The organism is Paenibacillus sp. E222 (genome assembly GCF_013401555.1).
Classification (GTDB): domain Bacteria; phylum Bacillota; class Bacilli; order Paenibacillales; family Paenibacillaceae; genus Paenibacillus.
In genome coordinates this window covers 6,266,252-6,282,656 of the sequence record NZ_CP058552.1, presented here as the reverse complement: position 1 = coordinate 6,282,656, position 16,405 = coordinate 6,266,252, and the positions used below count along the sequence as shown (strand labels likewise).

Sequence of the window (16,405 nt, the reverse complement as noted above, 5' to 3'; positions counted from 1 at the left end):
GCAAATGAAAGAGGCTTTCCTGTATGAATAGTAACATTGTGGTATGGAACATCCCCCTCCTCCTTTTTACAATTAGGCATATAGGAAAGGAAGGGGGAGAGAGGGGAATTTAGCAGCTCTTTATGAAAGCGATTACAGATAATGGCTGTGAACCACCGCAGGATAGGCATATGGAGACCTGACTCAATCAAAAGAAAATGGAGGCATGTTATGTTGGGACGGATGATGAAAAAAGGATTGGTGTGCTTAATCATTTTTTGCTTGGTAGTTGGCGGGGGCCAGTTCGTCCGAACAGCTCACGCCGATGATATGAATACCTATGAAGCAGAGGCCGAGGGAAATATTTTGCTTGGCAACGCGAAAATCTCTGATAGCCCGACGGCTTCAGGCGGCAAAAAGGTTGGTGGCATGTACCAAGGCAGTTCATTGCAATTTAACAATGTTACTGTAAGTGAGACAGGAAATTATAAGATTTCCGTTTACTACATTTCAGGTGATTCGCGGCCGTTTAATATTAGTGCGAATGGCGGGGAGAAGCAATTTGAAGAACCGCCCAAGACAGTCGATTGGGATACGGTGGGAACGTATGATGTGACTCTTCCGTTGAACGCGGGTACCAACACCATCCTGATTGATGACAACAACTGGTATTCTCCTGACATCGACAAGATTGTGATCCGCGGTTTGGACAGTGGCCACCCGGGAGAAGGGGGCGGAGAAGACTGGAAGAAAAATTTGCATGGTGCAATCATTGAAGCAGAAGCACCCGACAATATTCTGAAAGGCAATGCCAAGGTGGTGGACAGCAGTATCAGTTCAGGTGGAAAAAAAGTAACGGATCTGAACAAAAACAGTTCACTGCAATTTACGAATGTTACTGTACCGGCAGATGGTACATATTTGATCCGGATATCTTATATCTCCGGTGACCAGCGTCCTGTTTATATGCAGGTGAACAATGGCACGGATGAGATGATTGATCTGCCCAAAACGGCAAGCTGGAATACAGTAGGCACATATGATGCGGAAGCTTCCCTCCATAAGGGAGTTAATACCATTACGTTCTCGGATCATGATTGGTACTCCCCCGATTTTGATCGAATTGAAGTCATCCCGTATACGCTTAGCTATGAAGCCGAAGATCCGGGCAATACGCTGACTGGTGAAGCACGTGTAACAGAGAGTCCGAATGCTTCAGGTGGCAAAAAGGTCGGCTATCTGAATGGCGGGAGCTCTTTGACGTTCAATAAAATTATAGCCCCCATGACAGGTGATTACCGCGTTAAGGTAGATTATTTTTCAGGTGATCCGCGGAGTTTCTATGTCCATGCAAATGGTGGGGAAGAGCAGTACCACGACCTGCCCAAAACCCCGGATTGGGATACGGTAGGTACGTATGATCTTACCCTCCCATTAACTGAAGGCGAGAATACGATTACCTTTTCCGACAACAATGGCTATTCTCCCGATCTGGACCGGATTATCGTCGAGCCTGCGATAGAGACAGAACCCGAAAATCCAGGTGAAGGAGATGACGATCTGGGAACACCGGGTGACTCGCAACGATACGGGGATATCACGGTGACTGATTACACGTATGGCCTTCTGGTATCGAACGGACAATACGATGTGTCTTATAATACCCAGACTGGATTCGTCGGATATAGCTGGGCAGAAGGGCAGAAGATGCGGGGGATTTTCAGCAGCATTAAACTTGGCGAGAGCCTTTTGGAAACCAAAGGTTATGAGAGTCATGCGAGCGGTGGAGCACCGCTGGAGATTCAGGATGGATTCGGCAAAGGTATTGAGTTGAACTTTGTTCATACGTCAACTGGCAAACCAACCCTGAAGCAGGTCTATCGGTTTTATGAAGATAAGTCTTATTTCCTCAACCGTCTGGACGCCATCAGTGATGATAAAGAGATCCAGAGTAATCACATGTCCCCAATTACCGTGAAAAATGCGGGTGGCGTGGATATCGGCGTCAGCTCGGATAACCGCGTGCTTACGGTGCCTTTTGACAACGATGCATGGATTCGCTATAAATCTCAAACGATGAACCGGGCGGATACCAGTTACGAAATGACAACGGTATTCAATAACTCAACACGTAACGGTCTTGTGATCGGTTCAGTAACCCATGACACATGGAAGACAGGTATTGACTGGAAAGGCTCAGCTAATCGTCTGAATGAATTTGCTGTGTATGGTGGTGCAGCGAGTGACGTTACTCGCGATACCCAGCCACATGGCAGCCTGACTGGTACTGAACTGTCCTCACCGCTGATTATGGTAGGTGGTTTCAGTGACTACCGTACAGGACTTGAGGAATACGGAAAAGCCAATGCGATTATTACTCCTCCGCTGGCGTTGAATCCGGAGCTGCCACAGGGTGTTCCAGTAGGTTGGAATAGCTGGGGAGCTTATGATAGCGGGCTTTCGTATCAGAACGTAGTGGATGTGTCCAATTATTTCAAGAACAATCTTAAGAAGTTCAACAATAACGGCAATGTATTCATTAATATGGATTCCTACTGGGACAATCTAAGTGATGCTGAGCTTGCCCAAGCTGTATCTGTAATTAAGGGCAATGGTCAGCATGCAGGCATCTATTGGGGACCATTTGTGTATTGGGGCAACGATATGAGCCAAAAAGTAGATGGTACCAACGGGCAATATACGTATGGTGATATTGTGCTTAAGGATGCTGAGGGGAAACCTCTGCCTACACTGGATGGAGCATATGCACTGGATGTGACACATCCGGGGAGTCAAATGCGCATGAATTATTTTCTGGATAAGTTTAAAGCACTTGGATTCACATTCATCAAACTGGATTTCCTGACCCATGGCTCACTGGAAGGCCAACACTATGACACTACTGTGACGACAGGAATCCAGGCATACAATGAAGGGATGCGTTATGTTGAAGAGCGATTGGATGGAAAAATGTTTATTAGTGCGTCCATTGCACCGATCTTTCCAAGTCAGTATGCGCATAGCAGACGGATCTCTTGTGACACCTATGGCAAAATCAATGAGACGGAGTACATGCTCAATTCATTGACATATGGTTTCTGGCAAAATGGAACGATCTATTCTTATACAGACCCAGATCATTTGGCATTAAGCAGTGCTTCAACCCTGGAGGAAGCCCGCAGCCGGGTGAATTCCGGTGTAATTGCCGGTACGGTGATGATGGATTCCGATGATGTGAACGATCCCAAGGCACAGGAATACATGACAGCATTGTACAATAATACAGATGTTCTTCAGGTGGCGCTGAAAGGCAAAGTATTCAAGCCGCTTGAAGGAAATACGAATGCAAATGCCGCAGATACGTTTGTTCTGAAAGACGGCAATGATTATTACCTTGCCGTATTTAATTACAACGCCAATAGTTCAGCGAACAAAACGATTCATTTGGGTCGTGCCGGATTGAATGAATCCAAATCCTATACATTACATGATTTGTGGACAGGTGAATCTTCGTCAGCCACGGGTTCATGGTCCATCTCGCTTGGACCGGCTGAATCGAAGTTGGTTAAATTGACCGAAAAACAAGTCAACCCAGGAAATCCAGGCAACCCAGGTAATCCAAGCAACCCTGGCCACAATGGCAATACCAATAATACTAGCGGAAACTCCGGCAACAGCACTGCTCAGGAGAACGATACAGCAAAACGGGTCATTACAGCCGATATGCTGAAAGTGGACAGTGGGGCAGGGAAAGCCGTAGTGGATATCAAAGCGGGTACACAGGAGCTACAATTATCATCTGCTGTTTTACGCCAGCTCGGCAACCATACATTGGAAGTGAAATCAGGCAAGCTAACCCTGCAAATACCTGCGAGTTTGTTCCAACAGCTGTTGAGCAAGCTACCAGCGGGGCAGCAGGAAGAAAGTACGATTTCCTTGAAAATGGTTCCACTTGGCAGCAAGGCCAAGGAGGTCGTTGCTGCAGTGGAGTCATCTTCCCGGGCAACGGTTTCCCTTAAGGGTGAAATCGTTGAATTCAGCCTTTCGGCAACAACCAAATCTGGCGCAACCGAAACACTCTCTGTGTTTGATCATCCAGTTACGCTAAGTCTGGCAGCGGCTGAAGGCTTCGACCCTTCACAGGGAGGAATATATTATATTAACGAAAATGGGAAATTGGAATTTCTCAAATCGGATTACGTGAAAGGCGTATTAACAACTAAAGTGAGCCACTTCAGCAAGTATGCCGTTCTGGAACTGAATCGGACGTTTGCCGATGTTCCGGCCAATCATTGGGCCAGCTCTGTAATCAAGGAGTTGGCAGCTAAGCTGTATGTCGAAGGCACAAACGCGGATCAATTTGAGCCAGGACGGGCAGTCACTCGCGCTGAATTCACTGCCATGCTTGTTCATTCTCTGGGACTGACCGCAGCGGGGAAAGTACAATTTACAGATGTAGCGACAGATGCCTGGTACGCGGAACCCATCTCGATTGCGACCCAAGCCGGTATTGTCAACGGCCGAAGCGCAGCCCGTTTCCAGCCGGACGCACAGATTACCCGTGAAGAAATTACGGTGATGCTGATGAAAGCATACGAACTGAATGATGGGAAAGTGCCTGTTGGTTCTACAGATATCTTGTTTACCGATATGGCTCAGGTTTCTTCATGGGCAGCTGTTTCGGTGAAGGATGCAGCCCGACTAGGACTGGTTCAAGGCCAAAAACAAGGGCAGTTCCTGCCTAAAGGGATAGCTTCCCGTGCAGAGGCGGCTCAGGTCATCTATAACCTGATTTTGAAGTAAGCTATAAGGCTGCGAATTGCATCGCAGCCTTATTTTCATAACTTTGAGATGACAGATGATTTCCCCTATGGATTGTAAGAATGCGATATGGCTAATTTAACACCTGCTTCCTACAATAATATGTATGTTCACAACACACAGCACGAGGGTAACAGGAACTCGAAAGGATGATAAACTTGACGATTCAATATAATGAACAACTACGTATATTTGCAATGCAGACGCAAAATTCGTCCTACATTTTCGGAATTAATGAGAGGGAACACCTCCAGCATCTGTATTGGGGTAACCCCGTGGACATCGAGGACAGCGCTCCGTTGCTCCATCTACAATCCCACAGCTCTTTTGACGCGGAAGTGGAAGGAGAGGTGGAGGAGTACAGCTTCTGGGGAGGAGCATCTTATACAGAGCCATCTTTGAAGCTGCGTATGTCTGATGGTGTCCGTGATCTCCAGGTAAAGTATGACCGTCACGAGATCATTGAACAGGATGGCAGACAGACGTTGATGATCACGTTGAAGGATCAGGTGTATGCACTTGAAACGCAGTTAATATATCGGGTCATCCCTGAATTTGATCTGGTGGAGCGTTATGCCAAAATCGTAAATACGGGACAGGAGGATATCGTGCTGGAAAGCATGCAATCCGCAGCCTGGACTTTGCCATATCTCCAGGATTACCGCCTGACACATGTTACGGGGAAATGGTCGGGTGAATTCCAACTGCGCAATACCATTTTGACAGAGGGAAAAAAGCTACTTGAATCGCGGAGAGGTTTCACGGACGGTCATGCTAACCCATGGTTTGCGATTGATGATGGTCTTTCGACAGAAAGCGGCGGCGGGGTATGGTTTGGTGCTCTGGCCTGGAGCGGCAACTGGAAGATTGTCGCTGAGAAGACCCCATTCACGCATGTGCGGGTAACAGGTGGCATCAATGATTTTGACAATGAATGGTTGCTGGGTGCGGGCGAAACGTTTGAGACGCCTGTCTTTGTCGGCGGATTCAGCCCAGAAGGCTTTGGCGGAATGAGCCACCGCTTGCATCAATATCAATACAATTACATACTGCCTCGCAGTGAAATCGGGAAAGTGCTGTACAACTCCTGGGAAGCAACCTACTTCGATGTGAACGCACAGGACCAAATGGCGCTTGCCGAGCGGGCAGCCAAGATGGGCGTGGAGCTATTCGTCGTGGATGACGGCTGGTTTGGACAGCGGCATTCCGACCGAGCGGGGTTGGGCGACTGGAACGTGAACAAGGAGAAGTTCCCTAATGGGCTGGTTGAACTGATTGACCGGGTTCACGGACTTGGGATGGAGTTTGGTATATGGGTAGAGCCGGAGTCGGTCAACCCGGATAGCGATCTTTATAGAGAACATCCAGACTGGGTATACCATTTTGAGACCCGGGAACGTACGGAGCTTCGCAATCAGCTGCTGCTGAATATTTCCAAGCCGGAGGTTAAGCAATACATTATCGATTTTATGACCGAACTGCTTGGCAACCATGAGATTAAGTTCATTAAATGGGACATGAATCGGACCATCACGGAGCCTGGTATGAAGGGGCACCCGATTAACCGCCAGAAAGAAGTATGGGTAAGGCATGTCCAGAGTCTCTATGATATATGGGCACAGCTGAGAGCCAAGTTCCCGGATGTGGAGTTTGAGACTTGCGCAGGAGGTGGCTCGCGGATTGATCTGGGCATCTTCCGTTATGCGGACCAATCCTGGCCGAGTGACAATACGGATGCGTTCGACCGTCTGAGCATTCAGGAAGGCTTCTCCTATACGTATGCACCACGTATGATGACCTGTTGGGTAACCGAGTCACCTACAGGAATGAACGGTCGAAACGTCTCCCTGAAGTATCGTTTCCACAGTGCAATGATGGGTACGCTTGGTATTGGCTCCAATCTGAACGAGTGGAGTGATGAATGGATCGAGCAGTCCGGGGAATTCATCGGACAGTACAAAGCCATTCGCCACCTCGTGCAATTCGGCAGACAATTCCGCCTGACTGCGCTTCGTCATAAGGGGGTTACGGCTGTCCAGTACAGTAATACTGCCGCAAGTGATCATGTGCTGTTCGCTTTTCTTCACTCGCAGAAGCTGGGTGAACCGTTGCCTAGACTGCGTTTGGCAGGTCTTCAGGTTGACAAGACCTATCTCGTTGAAGAGCTGGGATTATCGGTCAGTGGCCGTGCGCTGATGAACATCGGGGTGGAATTGCCTCTACGCGGCGATTTCGACAGCCTGGTGTATCGTATCCGTGAGCAGGTATAAAGGATGCTGTAGAATGGTTTAAAAGGAGTGCTTTGCAAGCCAATAGTGGCTGCATCGCACTCCTTTTTTATTGGATCTCTTTTTGTGGCAGACGAATTTGGACCGTGGTTCCCATGCCTAGTTTGCTATACACTTTAACACCGTAATATTCACCGAATTTCAGCTTAATTCTCCGATCCACATTTGAAATGCCATAGCCTCGTCCTTCTTTTTCTTCAAACAAAGACTGAAGCGTCTCACGCCGCATGCCCATTCCATCGTCTATAACAGATAAAATAATACTGTTGTTCTCGATGACGCCTTTGATATGAATATTTAGGGGCCGATCCTGATTCCAAAGAGCGTGAATGACTGCATTCTCCACAAAAGGTTGTAACGCAAGCTTCACGGTCGAGTAGGGCAGGATCGATTGATCTATCGTGTAAATGATGTTCAGCTTGCCTTTAAATCGAATAAGCTGTATGGCATTATAGCTCTGCGTCAGTTTCAATTCCTCATTGATCGTCAGGATGCTCTTTCCTTTATTCAGGGATATCCGATAAAACTTGGCCAGATGAAGGACCATATCCTGAATCTGGGGATCCTGATGCTTTACGGCCAGAGAGGAGATCGAGCCGAGTGTGTTATACAGAAAATGAGGATTGATCTGAGCTTGAAGCAGGTCAAGCTCGGCTTCCTTGCTCTGTAGCTCCTTCTGGTAGACCTCCGTAACCAGACTTTTCAGCCGGGTTGTCATCTGTTCGAATGCAAAGTGAAGCTGTCCTATCTCATCATTGCCCATCTGTTCCTCATGGGTAGGATTGAAATCCCCCCGTTCAATGCGTCGAATCATCCGTATTAACGTCCTGATGCGTTTGCTGAACAGCGATGCGGTAATATAAATGAGCAACAGCGCCACACCGATGAAGCCCAGTGAAATTTTGATAATAAGCTGAGAGAGAGATTTGGCATCTTTGATAATACTGTCGTAAGGGAAGATGGATACCGTTTTCCAGCCGTTTTTGAGCGTATTATAAACGGCCAGAGCTTTCACGCCTTGGTACGTTGTATCAAATCTGCCTGAAGGCGTTTCGTCAAAATTCTGATGAAGCAATTTGGGCAAGCTTGTGTTGATTAACTGCTTGTCTGCTGAAGATAAAATAATACCTTTGTCATTGATGATAAAGATATCCTTACCGCCTGCTTCTTTTTCCATAAGAGAATAGATGACAGACTCGGAAATTTGAAAGACCAGCATGCCGTAGGGATACTGATTACTATTGTTGTTCAGCAGCCGGGCAAGCGTGAACATGGCGGGACCATTCTCGGTCTGCGGCGATGAGAGATGAATAATGTTCCCATAGGATTGTTGCAATTTGTGGAACAGTTCCGTGTTCTGAACTTCGGGTGTAATTGGCCGGATATAATAATTGTCTTTGGGCAGCGATGGATTGTCCGAATAAATGAATGCGCTATCAAAATCAGGGTAGGCAGCCATCACCGTATCAATTCGATTGCCAATATAATTATAGACATCCAGATAAGATGGATCATCCTGATACTCGTTTGTAAGGTAATTGGCAAGGCGATTATCCAAATAAATGGAGGCGGAAATATGTTCATAACTGTCCAGTTTATTCTCCAGATTTTTGGTGATCTGAGCTGTTGAGTTTGTCATATTGATGTAGATCTGCTCGGTAAGTTTCGTTTTGGTAAGTTCATAGGAAAAATAAACCAATAGCATCATCGGAATGATGGTGACGAGTACAAATACCATAAATAGCTTGGAACGAAAGCTTAGGTTAACAAAAGGCATGTATATGTATTTTCGATAGAATTGGCGCATTCGGGAGCCCTCTCTTGACTGATTATTCGTTGCACAGTTCATCATAGCAGAGTGAATATGGAAATCCAATCCTCTCTTTTTACAAAAACATCTTTAAAAAGCGGTATCTTTCGGAGAATTCGACTATGGCAAGCGATTGGCGTCAAATTTATGATAATAGGAGAGAAGTTGAATCCAGATATGGCCGGCCATGCTGCTGTATAGAAAAAGGGAGGGTATTTAATGCATAAGGTAAGCGCTATCAAAACAGTCAGGAGCAATAATTTGATAAGCAGACTAAAAGAGCAAAAATGGTTATTCGTGCTTATGCTTCCTGCCTTCATTGCCACATTGTTATTTTCCTATGGTCCGATGTTTGGACTGTATATGGCGTTTACGAATTATCAGCCGGGTGGGGGATCGTTCTTTTACCAGTTCTTTCATGCCGAATTTGTAGGTTTCCAATGGTTTGAGTATTTCTTTACTACAGGGGATTTCTATCGGGTTATGCGTAATACGCTTGCGACAAGCTTGCTGACGCTGTTCTTCGGATTTCCTGCTCCAATCATTCTCGCGCTTGTACTGAATGAAGCAAGACAGGGATTTTTCAAACGTTTTGTACAGACGGTTTCGTATCTGCCGCATTTTATCTCATGGGTTATCGCAGCCAACATTGTGATTACGCTGCTGGCTTCGGATGGAATGCTTAACAATATTCTGGTTCTGCTGGGCATTGTCAAAGAACCCGTCGCATTTTTGCAAAACGGGCCTCTATTCTGGTGGATTATCGCATTGTCGAACATGTGGAAAGAGATGGGGTTTAGCGCCATTATGTATCTCGCCGCAATCGCTTCCATTAATCCGGAGCTATACGAAGCGGCAAGGGTGGACGGAGCCAGCCGATTTAAGCAAATGTGGCATATAACGCTGCCATCCATGCGCCCTACCATTGTCATATTGGCTATTCTCGCGGTCGGAGGCATTTTGAATGCAGGATTTGAACAGCAATACCTGCTGCAAAATAATACCGTACTTGAATACTCCGAAGTTATTGATATTTATGCCTACAAATACGGACTACAGAACAGCATGTTCTCATACGGGGCTGCTGTGGGGATGTTCAAATCCGTTGTTGCCTTTATTCTTGTTCTCATTGTGAACCGGATTTCCAGAAAAGTGAACGACCAGGCGTTGTTCTAACTACAAAAGACAGAGGGGAGCGCTTGTGATGATTCTGAACAGATTCGGGGATCGTATTTTCAAAATCATTGTGTATTTCATTCTTATTCTCGTATTACTCGTTACATTTCTTCCGTTTTGGAATATACTCGTTCTTTCATTGAACAGCGCGGAGGATACGGTACGGGGCGGCGTTTACTTGTGGCCCAGGGACCTGACCCTGGACAGCTATCAGCAGATTTTGAAAGATAGCGAGATTTTAAACGGGCTGTGGGTAACCGTCAAACGAACGCTGATTGGCGCACCGCTATCGGTTCTCGTCATTACGATGCTTGCGTATCCGCTAAGTCGGCGGAATCTGGTTGGTCGCAAAGGTTGGAACCTGTACTTTATCTTTACCATGTATTTCAGTGGTGGACTCATTCCGTTCTACATGGTGCTTAAGGCACTGAACATGATCGATACATTTTCGGTGTTCATTTTGCCAAGTTTGATGAATGTCTTCTATATGATTATTGTCCGTACCTTTATGGAGCAGCTGCCCCATGAGATTGAAGAATCGGCGAGGGTTGACGGGGCTAACGATCTGACGATTTTTTTCCGGATTGTGATGCCGTTGACAACTCCTGTACTTGCAACAGTGGGGCTTTTTCAAGCCATTGGGCATTGGAATGCCTGGTTTGATTCCTATGCGTTCACCTACAGCTCGGACCTGAAGACCCTACAAGCCGTGCTCGTCAAAATCTTGAATCAATTTCAGACAGGCGGCATGATTTCACAATCGCAAATGCTGGCCAACTCAGCTAAACGGAATGCTGTTTCTAGCGATACCATTCGAATGGCTGCTACCATGGTAGCCACCTTACCGATCGTTATGGTGTATCCGTTCCTGCAAAAATACTTTGTCAAAGGCATGACTTTGGGAGCGGTGAAAAGTTAATCTATTCCATAATCCGGTTGCAGGGAAGGCTTGTCCGCTGGCTTTTCCCTGAAAGGGGGTGGGCAAAGATCGTTTTGAAAATGCTCAATCTAGCACGAAAGGAATTTATTCATTGGGAGGAATTAGGGTGTCAATGACAAAGACAAAAAAATGGATGACCATGGGGATTGCGGCTGCATTAGTCGTTGGTTTGCTGGCGGGCTGCTCCTCCAATGATGGGGAGAATAATACATCGGGTAAAGATGGGGACCAAGGGCCAATTACGCTGACCTGGTTTGATGGCAATACCAAAGGAGAACCTTTTACCGATGCAATTGCCCAGGAAATCACCAAAAAAACGGGCATAGAGATCTCCATCCAACAACCAACAGGTAATCCAACGGAAAAACTGAGCTTGATGCTCGCCAGTGGTGACTATCCGGATGTGGTGGTCATGAGTCGGGGAGACGCTTCCCTTGATAAGTACATTTCAAGCGGTGCATTCATTCCACTAGATGAGTTAATTGAAAAGTATGGTTCTGATCTGAAAGAAATGTATGGCGAAACCTTGACCAAAACACGATATTCAGACGGCAAAAACTACTATTTGGCAAACTGGTATGGACTCGACAGTGATCCGGTCTTCGGTATGCTGATGAGACAGAGTCTGTTGGAAGAGTTCCTTCCAGACAAAGCAGATGGTTCACAGCCACTCACCACGGACGAGTTTGAAGCACTCCTGAAAAATTTTAAAGAAAAATACAACACGATTGATGGCAAAGAATCCATTCCGATGACGATGAATGGTGAAAACATGGGCGCAAATCTAGGAACATTCAAAGGCATGTGGGGTTTGAAAACGTATTATGACAACAACGGACGTCTGCAATATGATGTCAAGGACCCCAAATATCGTGAAATGCTTTTATACATGAATAGGTTATATAGAGAAGGTCTGATTGAAAAGGAATTTGCGATCAGCAAAACGCAGACATGGATTCAAAAGCTGACGACTGGCGCGGTATTCGCTACCCCAGGAGCATATTGGGACCCAGGTAACGGCAATGCGGCACTGAAGAAGGATGGCGGGGAAAAGAATCAGTTGTTCGCCTACAAGGTTGTTGCTCCAGGTGTAGATCCGGCCCAAACCACATTTGGCCCAAGAAGTTCGCTTGGATGGGATGCAATCGCCATTACCAAAAACAACAAACACCCGGAAGAAACGATAAAGCTGTTTAATTATCTGGCGAGTGATGAAGGACAGCATTTGCTGCTGTGGGGTAAGGAAGGCGAACAATACACCATGGTGGATGGCAAGCGACAACCGGACCCTGCATTCCTGCAAAGCTTCAAGGATAATTGGGATGATACGGTGAAGAAAAGTGGCGTTCGTAAATGGTTATGGTTTGTCAAAAATGGTCTGGATCCAAATGGACAGCCGTATGACATGGCAGTCAAATTCCAACGCAGTGAAGTGGATGAACTGGCCCTCAAGAGTCTTGGTGATTCCGTATGGGATACAGCACAGTACGATAACCTGAATCCGGATGGGGGAACACCTCAAGCACTGACGGCCCAGAAGGTGAAGGATATTATGGATCAGAGCATTACGAGAGCCATTATTGCTCCAAGTGAAGCTGAAGCCAACTCCGTATTTGACAAGATGCTGGAGGATATGAAAAAGGCTGGCGATGAGAATGTGGAAGATATCATAAACGAGAAATATGCTCAGCGTATGGAACTGTGGTCCTCCAAGTAATTGAAGTGTAATTTGGTAATAAGAAGCGTCCCGGGTTAGTCCGGGACGCTTCTTATTTATGGACACATTTTACAAGATGAGCTAAACCACTTTGACAATGGAGATAACATCTCCTGCTACGGTTGAAATCTTGCCAACCTGACCAGACAGTATATATTGCTCACCGGAAGGGAGGGTGCACAATGCCCCTTCTGCCCATGGAATATAGAAGGAAAGTGCAGTACCCGCTTCGCTCTCAATCTCGATCCAGTCCGTCTCCCCATCCACAAAAGCCGCACTCACAAGGAAGCCTCCCACTGCACGGAGGGTGTGGAACTCTGCTTGTTGACCGTTTGGCCAGTTGGGGAAGAAACGCAGGATACCATTATAACTTTGAAGAAGGCATTCATTGATCACGGCAGGCAGGGAGAAATTTTCGAACCAGATGCCCATGCGGGACATGAAATCGAAGTTCTCCGTGTCAGCATAGCGACCACCGCTCATCAAGACCCGATCTGTACAAGTACCGTTTGGTAGGAGACAATACTGGATTTGGCGCTTGAAGCGTTCCAGATCCAACACGCCAAGCCGGGCTCCGGCAAGATGGTAGAATACCAGTTCATTCCCACCTTCGTTGCGGTGATTAAGGTAGGAGTTTACTGCGGTCCGGTATTCCTCTTCTGGCGAATGAAGCCCGTGATCTTCACCCGGAAATACAGTCGTAATTGGAATCGGGACGTTATAGACTACATCGGGATTCTCCCCCTCCACCGACACAAAAACGGGACCGTTGCGGGATTCGGCTGTGGGATAAGAAGGGAAATGGCTCAGAATCTCTTTTACTTTCTCTAGCAGCTCCTGCTCGGACTCCTCCCTTTCAAGGGCAACGCAAGCCTGAGTGAACGCATTGAACAGAAATCGCGTCAGGGTGAGGTCAATCAGGCAGTCTTTGTTTTTGGCAAAGCCGGGTGTAATCTCATATAGCTCCGGCACCACCGTGGGAAAAATGTGATAATTACCATCTCCCCATCGTTCACCCTGTGCTTCTGGACGATTCATGTAATCGACCATGAACAGCACCGCTTCCTTCATGGGTTGAAATGCACGATCACGCAGGAACGTCTCGTCCATGGAATACAGATAGTGCCACCATAGACTTTGCACGGTCCAAGGCGTCTCACAGATTTCCCATCCCCAGTGCGGGACCGGGTAGGGCATCATGGACATTTCAACTGGATAGGCTGAATGGGGGAAATAAGCTCCGCTCAGTCCGTAATACTCCTGTGCCCACGCACGACTGACGGGAAGAACGTGATCAACCATATCCACGTAGGGAAGATGTTTGTCGAGATGATTGCTGGAGAATGCGAGCCAGAATGGCTGCTGTGTGTTGTAATTCATGTGGTAATCCCCATGCCAGTCTGCGCCGATGGTTCGGTAGCTCCAGTTGGCGAACAGACCTGGACAGGTAACGCCTTCTCTCACGGCACAATTAAAAAAGTAAAGATTGTGGTACCAGATCCGCTCCAGAAATTCATCTTCGAGTGCGACGGAGGAGCGGCTCCAATAATCACGCCACATTACATTCGATTCTTCCTTAGCCTGACTAAAGGAGGATAGTCCTGGCGGGTGGGCCTCGTCAATGAGTTCGCTATAAAGGCCTTCCCACAGCTCTGCGCAGGCCAGAAAGCCGTGTTCAGGTTCTCCCAGAGGAGTGCCGTTGACTACGGGTGTCTGATTGTGCAAAGGATGTTCTTTCATTGCAGTTAATCCAGTCGAGCTAACAGCGAGCCGGAAAGCTCGATCTTTTTCATGTGTGGTATAGGGAACAACGGGATGCTCAACATGCGGCAAAATTTGCGTGAAAGACTGTATACTCGTCATTTCGCTAATTACGACTGCTGCTTGAGGAAATTCAGGCGGTGTTTCGGGATCAGGAATCAGCTTTATCTCCTCGAATAAGGGAATCGGAGCACCCGTAGCGGCATCACTTACCTTCATCCAGACCCGGTCGTGCTCTCCTTCTACAAAGAGTTCGAATACCGCAGGTTTGCCATCGATCAGGAAATCAATCGTGCAAAGGCCACTAGCAATATCAATGGTATGGCCGATGACTTCGGCCTTTCGCCGATCATACCGCAGCAGCAGTGAGCCGCACGGCATGGGCTTTGGATAAGCTTTACTGTAATTTTGTCCGGCCATCTCACAATACTGTTTGTACCACGGATGATCTGTCAATCGCGGCAAATTTGCTGGCAGAGCAGCAAACCTGTTATACACTTCTTGGAAAGTCATGAGCTCATCTCGGTGTTCTTCGGCGAGACGAATATCCCATACATTGTTGTGTCCAAAATGGAGCATCACAGCGTCAGGGCGGGTTGTTACGACAATACCCAGTCCTCCATTGCCCAGCAGTGCGCCTTCAAAAAAATCCGGCGCAGGACCATTGAAGGAAATGGGATGCTGCTTCGCACGTTCATAGCCTCTGTTCTTGTTTATCTCGTATCTTCTCTTCGGTTGCTTAACCTTCTTCTGCACAAGTCGTCCTCCTCATGAAGTCATGCGATGTACAGTTATTACTGTAACGGAACAGCAGTTTGCTGTATTTAGCAAGACGTCCATGATTTACACGATCGTCAGATCAATTGGCGCACTGATGATATGTACCTCTAATGCTGAATTGTACCTTTCGGTCATGCAGATCAAAGGTTAATATCGAGAAAAACGGAGTCGGAAAGGATACTTCCAATGGATTTTGCTTGCTTGCATCCCTATGTTTACTTGGCAACTCGATACCCTTTTGTAAGAGGACAGTCGAGCTCTCCGAGAATTTGTTATACCAGCTCTATTTACTTGATCAGCGAAGGGTATGGGGTATTAAGTACAAATGGAAAGAGCAGCAGGCTTGGTCCCGGTTCGCTGATCTATATTCCAGCAGGGCAGCTGCATGAGTGGGTGGCTGATTCGGAGAACCCCATGGTCCATCTGTGTTGTTATTTTGATTGGCACTATGTGGAGCGAAAAGCTGTGTTTGAGACAGCCAGTCCGATCTGTTATCCGCCGCAGGTGCTGCAGCAAGCCTTTGTGGGCCCAGCCTTTCCGTATGAACTCAGGGAGATTTCAAAGGTGGAGTCGCTGCGAATCTGGCAGGATCTGTTCCAGGATTTTTATAAAAGCGACTCATACACCAATGGACAAACGTTTATGCGCAGTTTGACGATTCAACGTCATTTTCAGACGTTTATGGATTATTTTCTGGACTGCTGTCTGGGAAATGACGATGTAATCCCTGATCGCCGCATAGCCCATATGCTTAAAATGTTGGATCAGGACTTACTTCACGGAGCACCCAAGCCGCTAGATATCTACTACAAAAACCTCAATATAAGCCGTGGACATTTTTTCGAGCTGTTCAGGAAATCTACCGGATACTCTCCCAACCAGTATATGAATCACTTCCGTATTGGACGGGCGAAGTCCGATTTGCTTCACACCACACTAAGTATCACTCAAATAGCAGAAAAATATCATTTTAGCTCGGTTCATTACTTCTCCCGCCTCTTTCATCAACTGACAGGTCAGGCTCCTCGCCAATATCGCTTACGTCAGTTCAACGCAGCGGCTTTAAGCGCTCCATTGGAATGAACAGGCTTTTTTTGTCTACATATTCCCCCTTCAATGTTCAAATAATGATG

At 46.9% G+C, this 16,405-nt stretch carries 8 protein-coding genes; 6 read left to right on the top strand and 2 right to left on the bottom strand.

Going from position 1 to position 16,405, the window contains the following annotated elements:
• Positions 1–210 precede the first annotated feature (210 nt).
• Together HW560_RS27770 and HW560_RS27765 are read left to right on the top strand one after the other, a co-directional pair.
• Positions 211–4,782, top strand: a complete 4,572-nt coding sequence (locus HW560_RS27770) for an S-layer homology domain-containing protein (RefSeq protein ID WP_179265224.1) — start codon at positions 211–213, stop codon at positions 4,780–4,782.
• Between the two features lie 167 nt (positions 4,783–4,949).
• Positions 4,950–7,070, top strand: a complete 2,121-nt coding sequence (locus tag HW560_RS27765; protein WP_179265223.1) for an alpha-galactosidase — start codon at positions 4,950–4,952, stop codon at positions 7,068–7,070.
• A gap of 67 nt (positions 7,071–7,137) precedes the next feature.
• Here the strand turns inward: HW560_RS27765 and HW560_RS27760 are convergent, their stop codons facing one another.
• A complete protein-coding gene (locus HW560_RS27760) occupies positions 7,138–8,895 on the bottom strand; it encodes a cache domain-containing sensor histidine kinase (RefSeq protein ID WP_179265222.1) in 1,758 nt (585 codons plus the stop codon).
• A gap of 264 nt (positions 8,896–9,159) precedes the next feature.
• Here HW560_RS27760 and HW560_RS27755 point away from each other — a divergent pair, with 264 nt between their 5' ends.
• From HW560_RS27755 to HW560_RS27745, 3 genes are all read left to right on the top strand, one after another.
• Entirely contained in the window at positions 9,160–10,074 is a 915-nt protein-coding gene (locus tag HW560_RS27755; protein ID WP_373564964.1) for an ABC transporter permease, read from the top strand.
• Between the two features lie 28 nt (positions 10,075–10,102).
• Positions 10,103–10,993: a carbohydrate ABC transporter permease gene (locus tag HW560_RS27750; RefSeq protein ID WP_090895688.1), complete on the top strand. Its 891-nt coding sequence runs from the start codon at positions 10,103–10,105 to the stop codon at positions 10,991–10,993.
• A gap of 133 nt (positions 10,994–11,126) precedes the next feature.
• The gene (locus tag HW560_RS27745; protein ID WP_179265221.1) at positions 11,127–12,731 is read left to right on the top strand and encodes an extracellular solute-binding protein; all 1,605 of its coding nucleotides are present in this window, start codon (positions 11,127–11,129) and stop codon (positions 12,729–12,731) included.
• 81 nt (positions 12,732–12,812) lie between these two features.
• Here the strand turns inward: HW560_RS27745 and HW560_RS27740 are convergent, their stop codons facing one another.
• Positions 12,813–15,248 carry a glycosyl hydrolase family 95 catalytic domain-containing protein gene (locus HW560_RS27740; protein ID WP_179265220.1) on the bottom strand — a complete coding sequence of 812 codons (2,436 nt, stop codon included), beginning with the start codon at positions 15,246–15,248 and terminating at the stop codon, positions 12,813–12,815.
• Positions 15,249–15,458: 210 nt separating this feature from the next.
• Here HW560_RS27740 and HW560_RS27735 point away from each other — a divergent pair, with 210 nt between their 5' ends.
• A complete protein-coding gene (locus HW560_RS27735) occupies positions 15,459–16,355 on the top strand; it encodes an AraC family transcriptional regulator (RefSeq protein ID WP_179265219.1) in 897 nt (298 codons plus the stop codon).
• Positions 16,356–16,405 lie beyond the last annotated feature (50 nt).

What these genes read in the sequence shown, in the direction of transcription:
- HW560_RS27770 (WP_179265224.1), top strand. Translation starts at nt 211, where the DNA reads ATGTTGGGACGGATGATGAAAAAAGGATTGGTGTGCTTAATCATTTTT.
- HW560_RS27765 (WP_179265223.1), top strand. Translation starts at nt 4,950, where the DNA reads ATGATAAACTTGACGATTCAATATAATGAACAACTACGTATATTTGCA.
- HW560_RS27760 (WP_179265222.1), bottom strand. Translation starts at nt 8,895, where the DNA reads ATGCGCCAATTCTATCGAAAATACATATACATGCCTTTTGTTAACCTA.
- HW560_RS27750 (WP_090895688.1), top strand. Translation starts at nt 10,103, where the DNA reads ATGATTCTGAACAGATTCGGGGATCGTATTTTCAAAATCATTGTGTAT.
- HW560_RS27745 (WP_179265221.1), top strand. Translation starts at nt 11,127, where the DNA reads ATGACAAAGACAAAAAAATGGATGACCATGGGGATTGCGGCTGCATTA.
- HW560_RS27735 (WP_179265219.1), top strand. Translation starts at nt 15,459, where the DNA reads ATGGATTTTGCTTGCTTGCATCCCTATGTTTACTTGGCAACTCGATAC.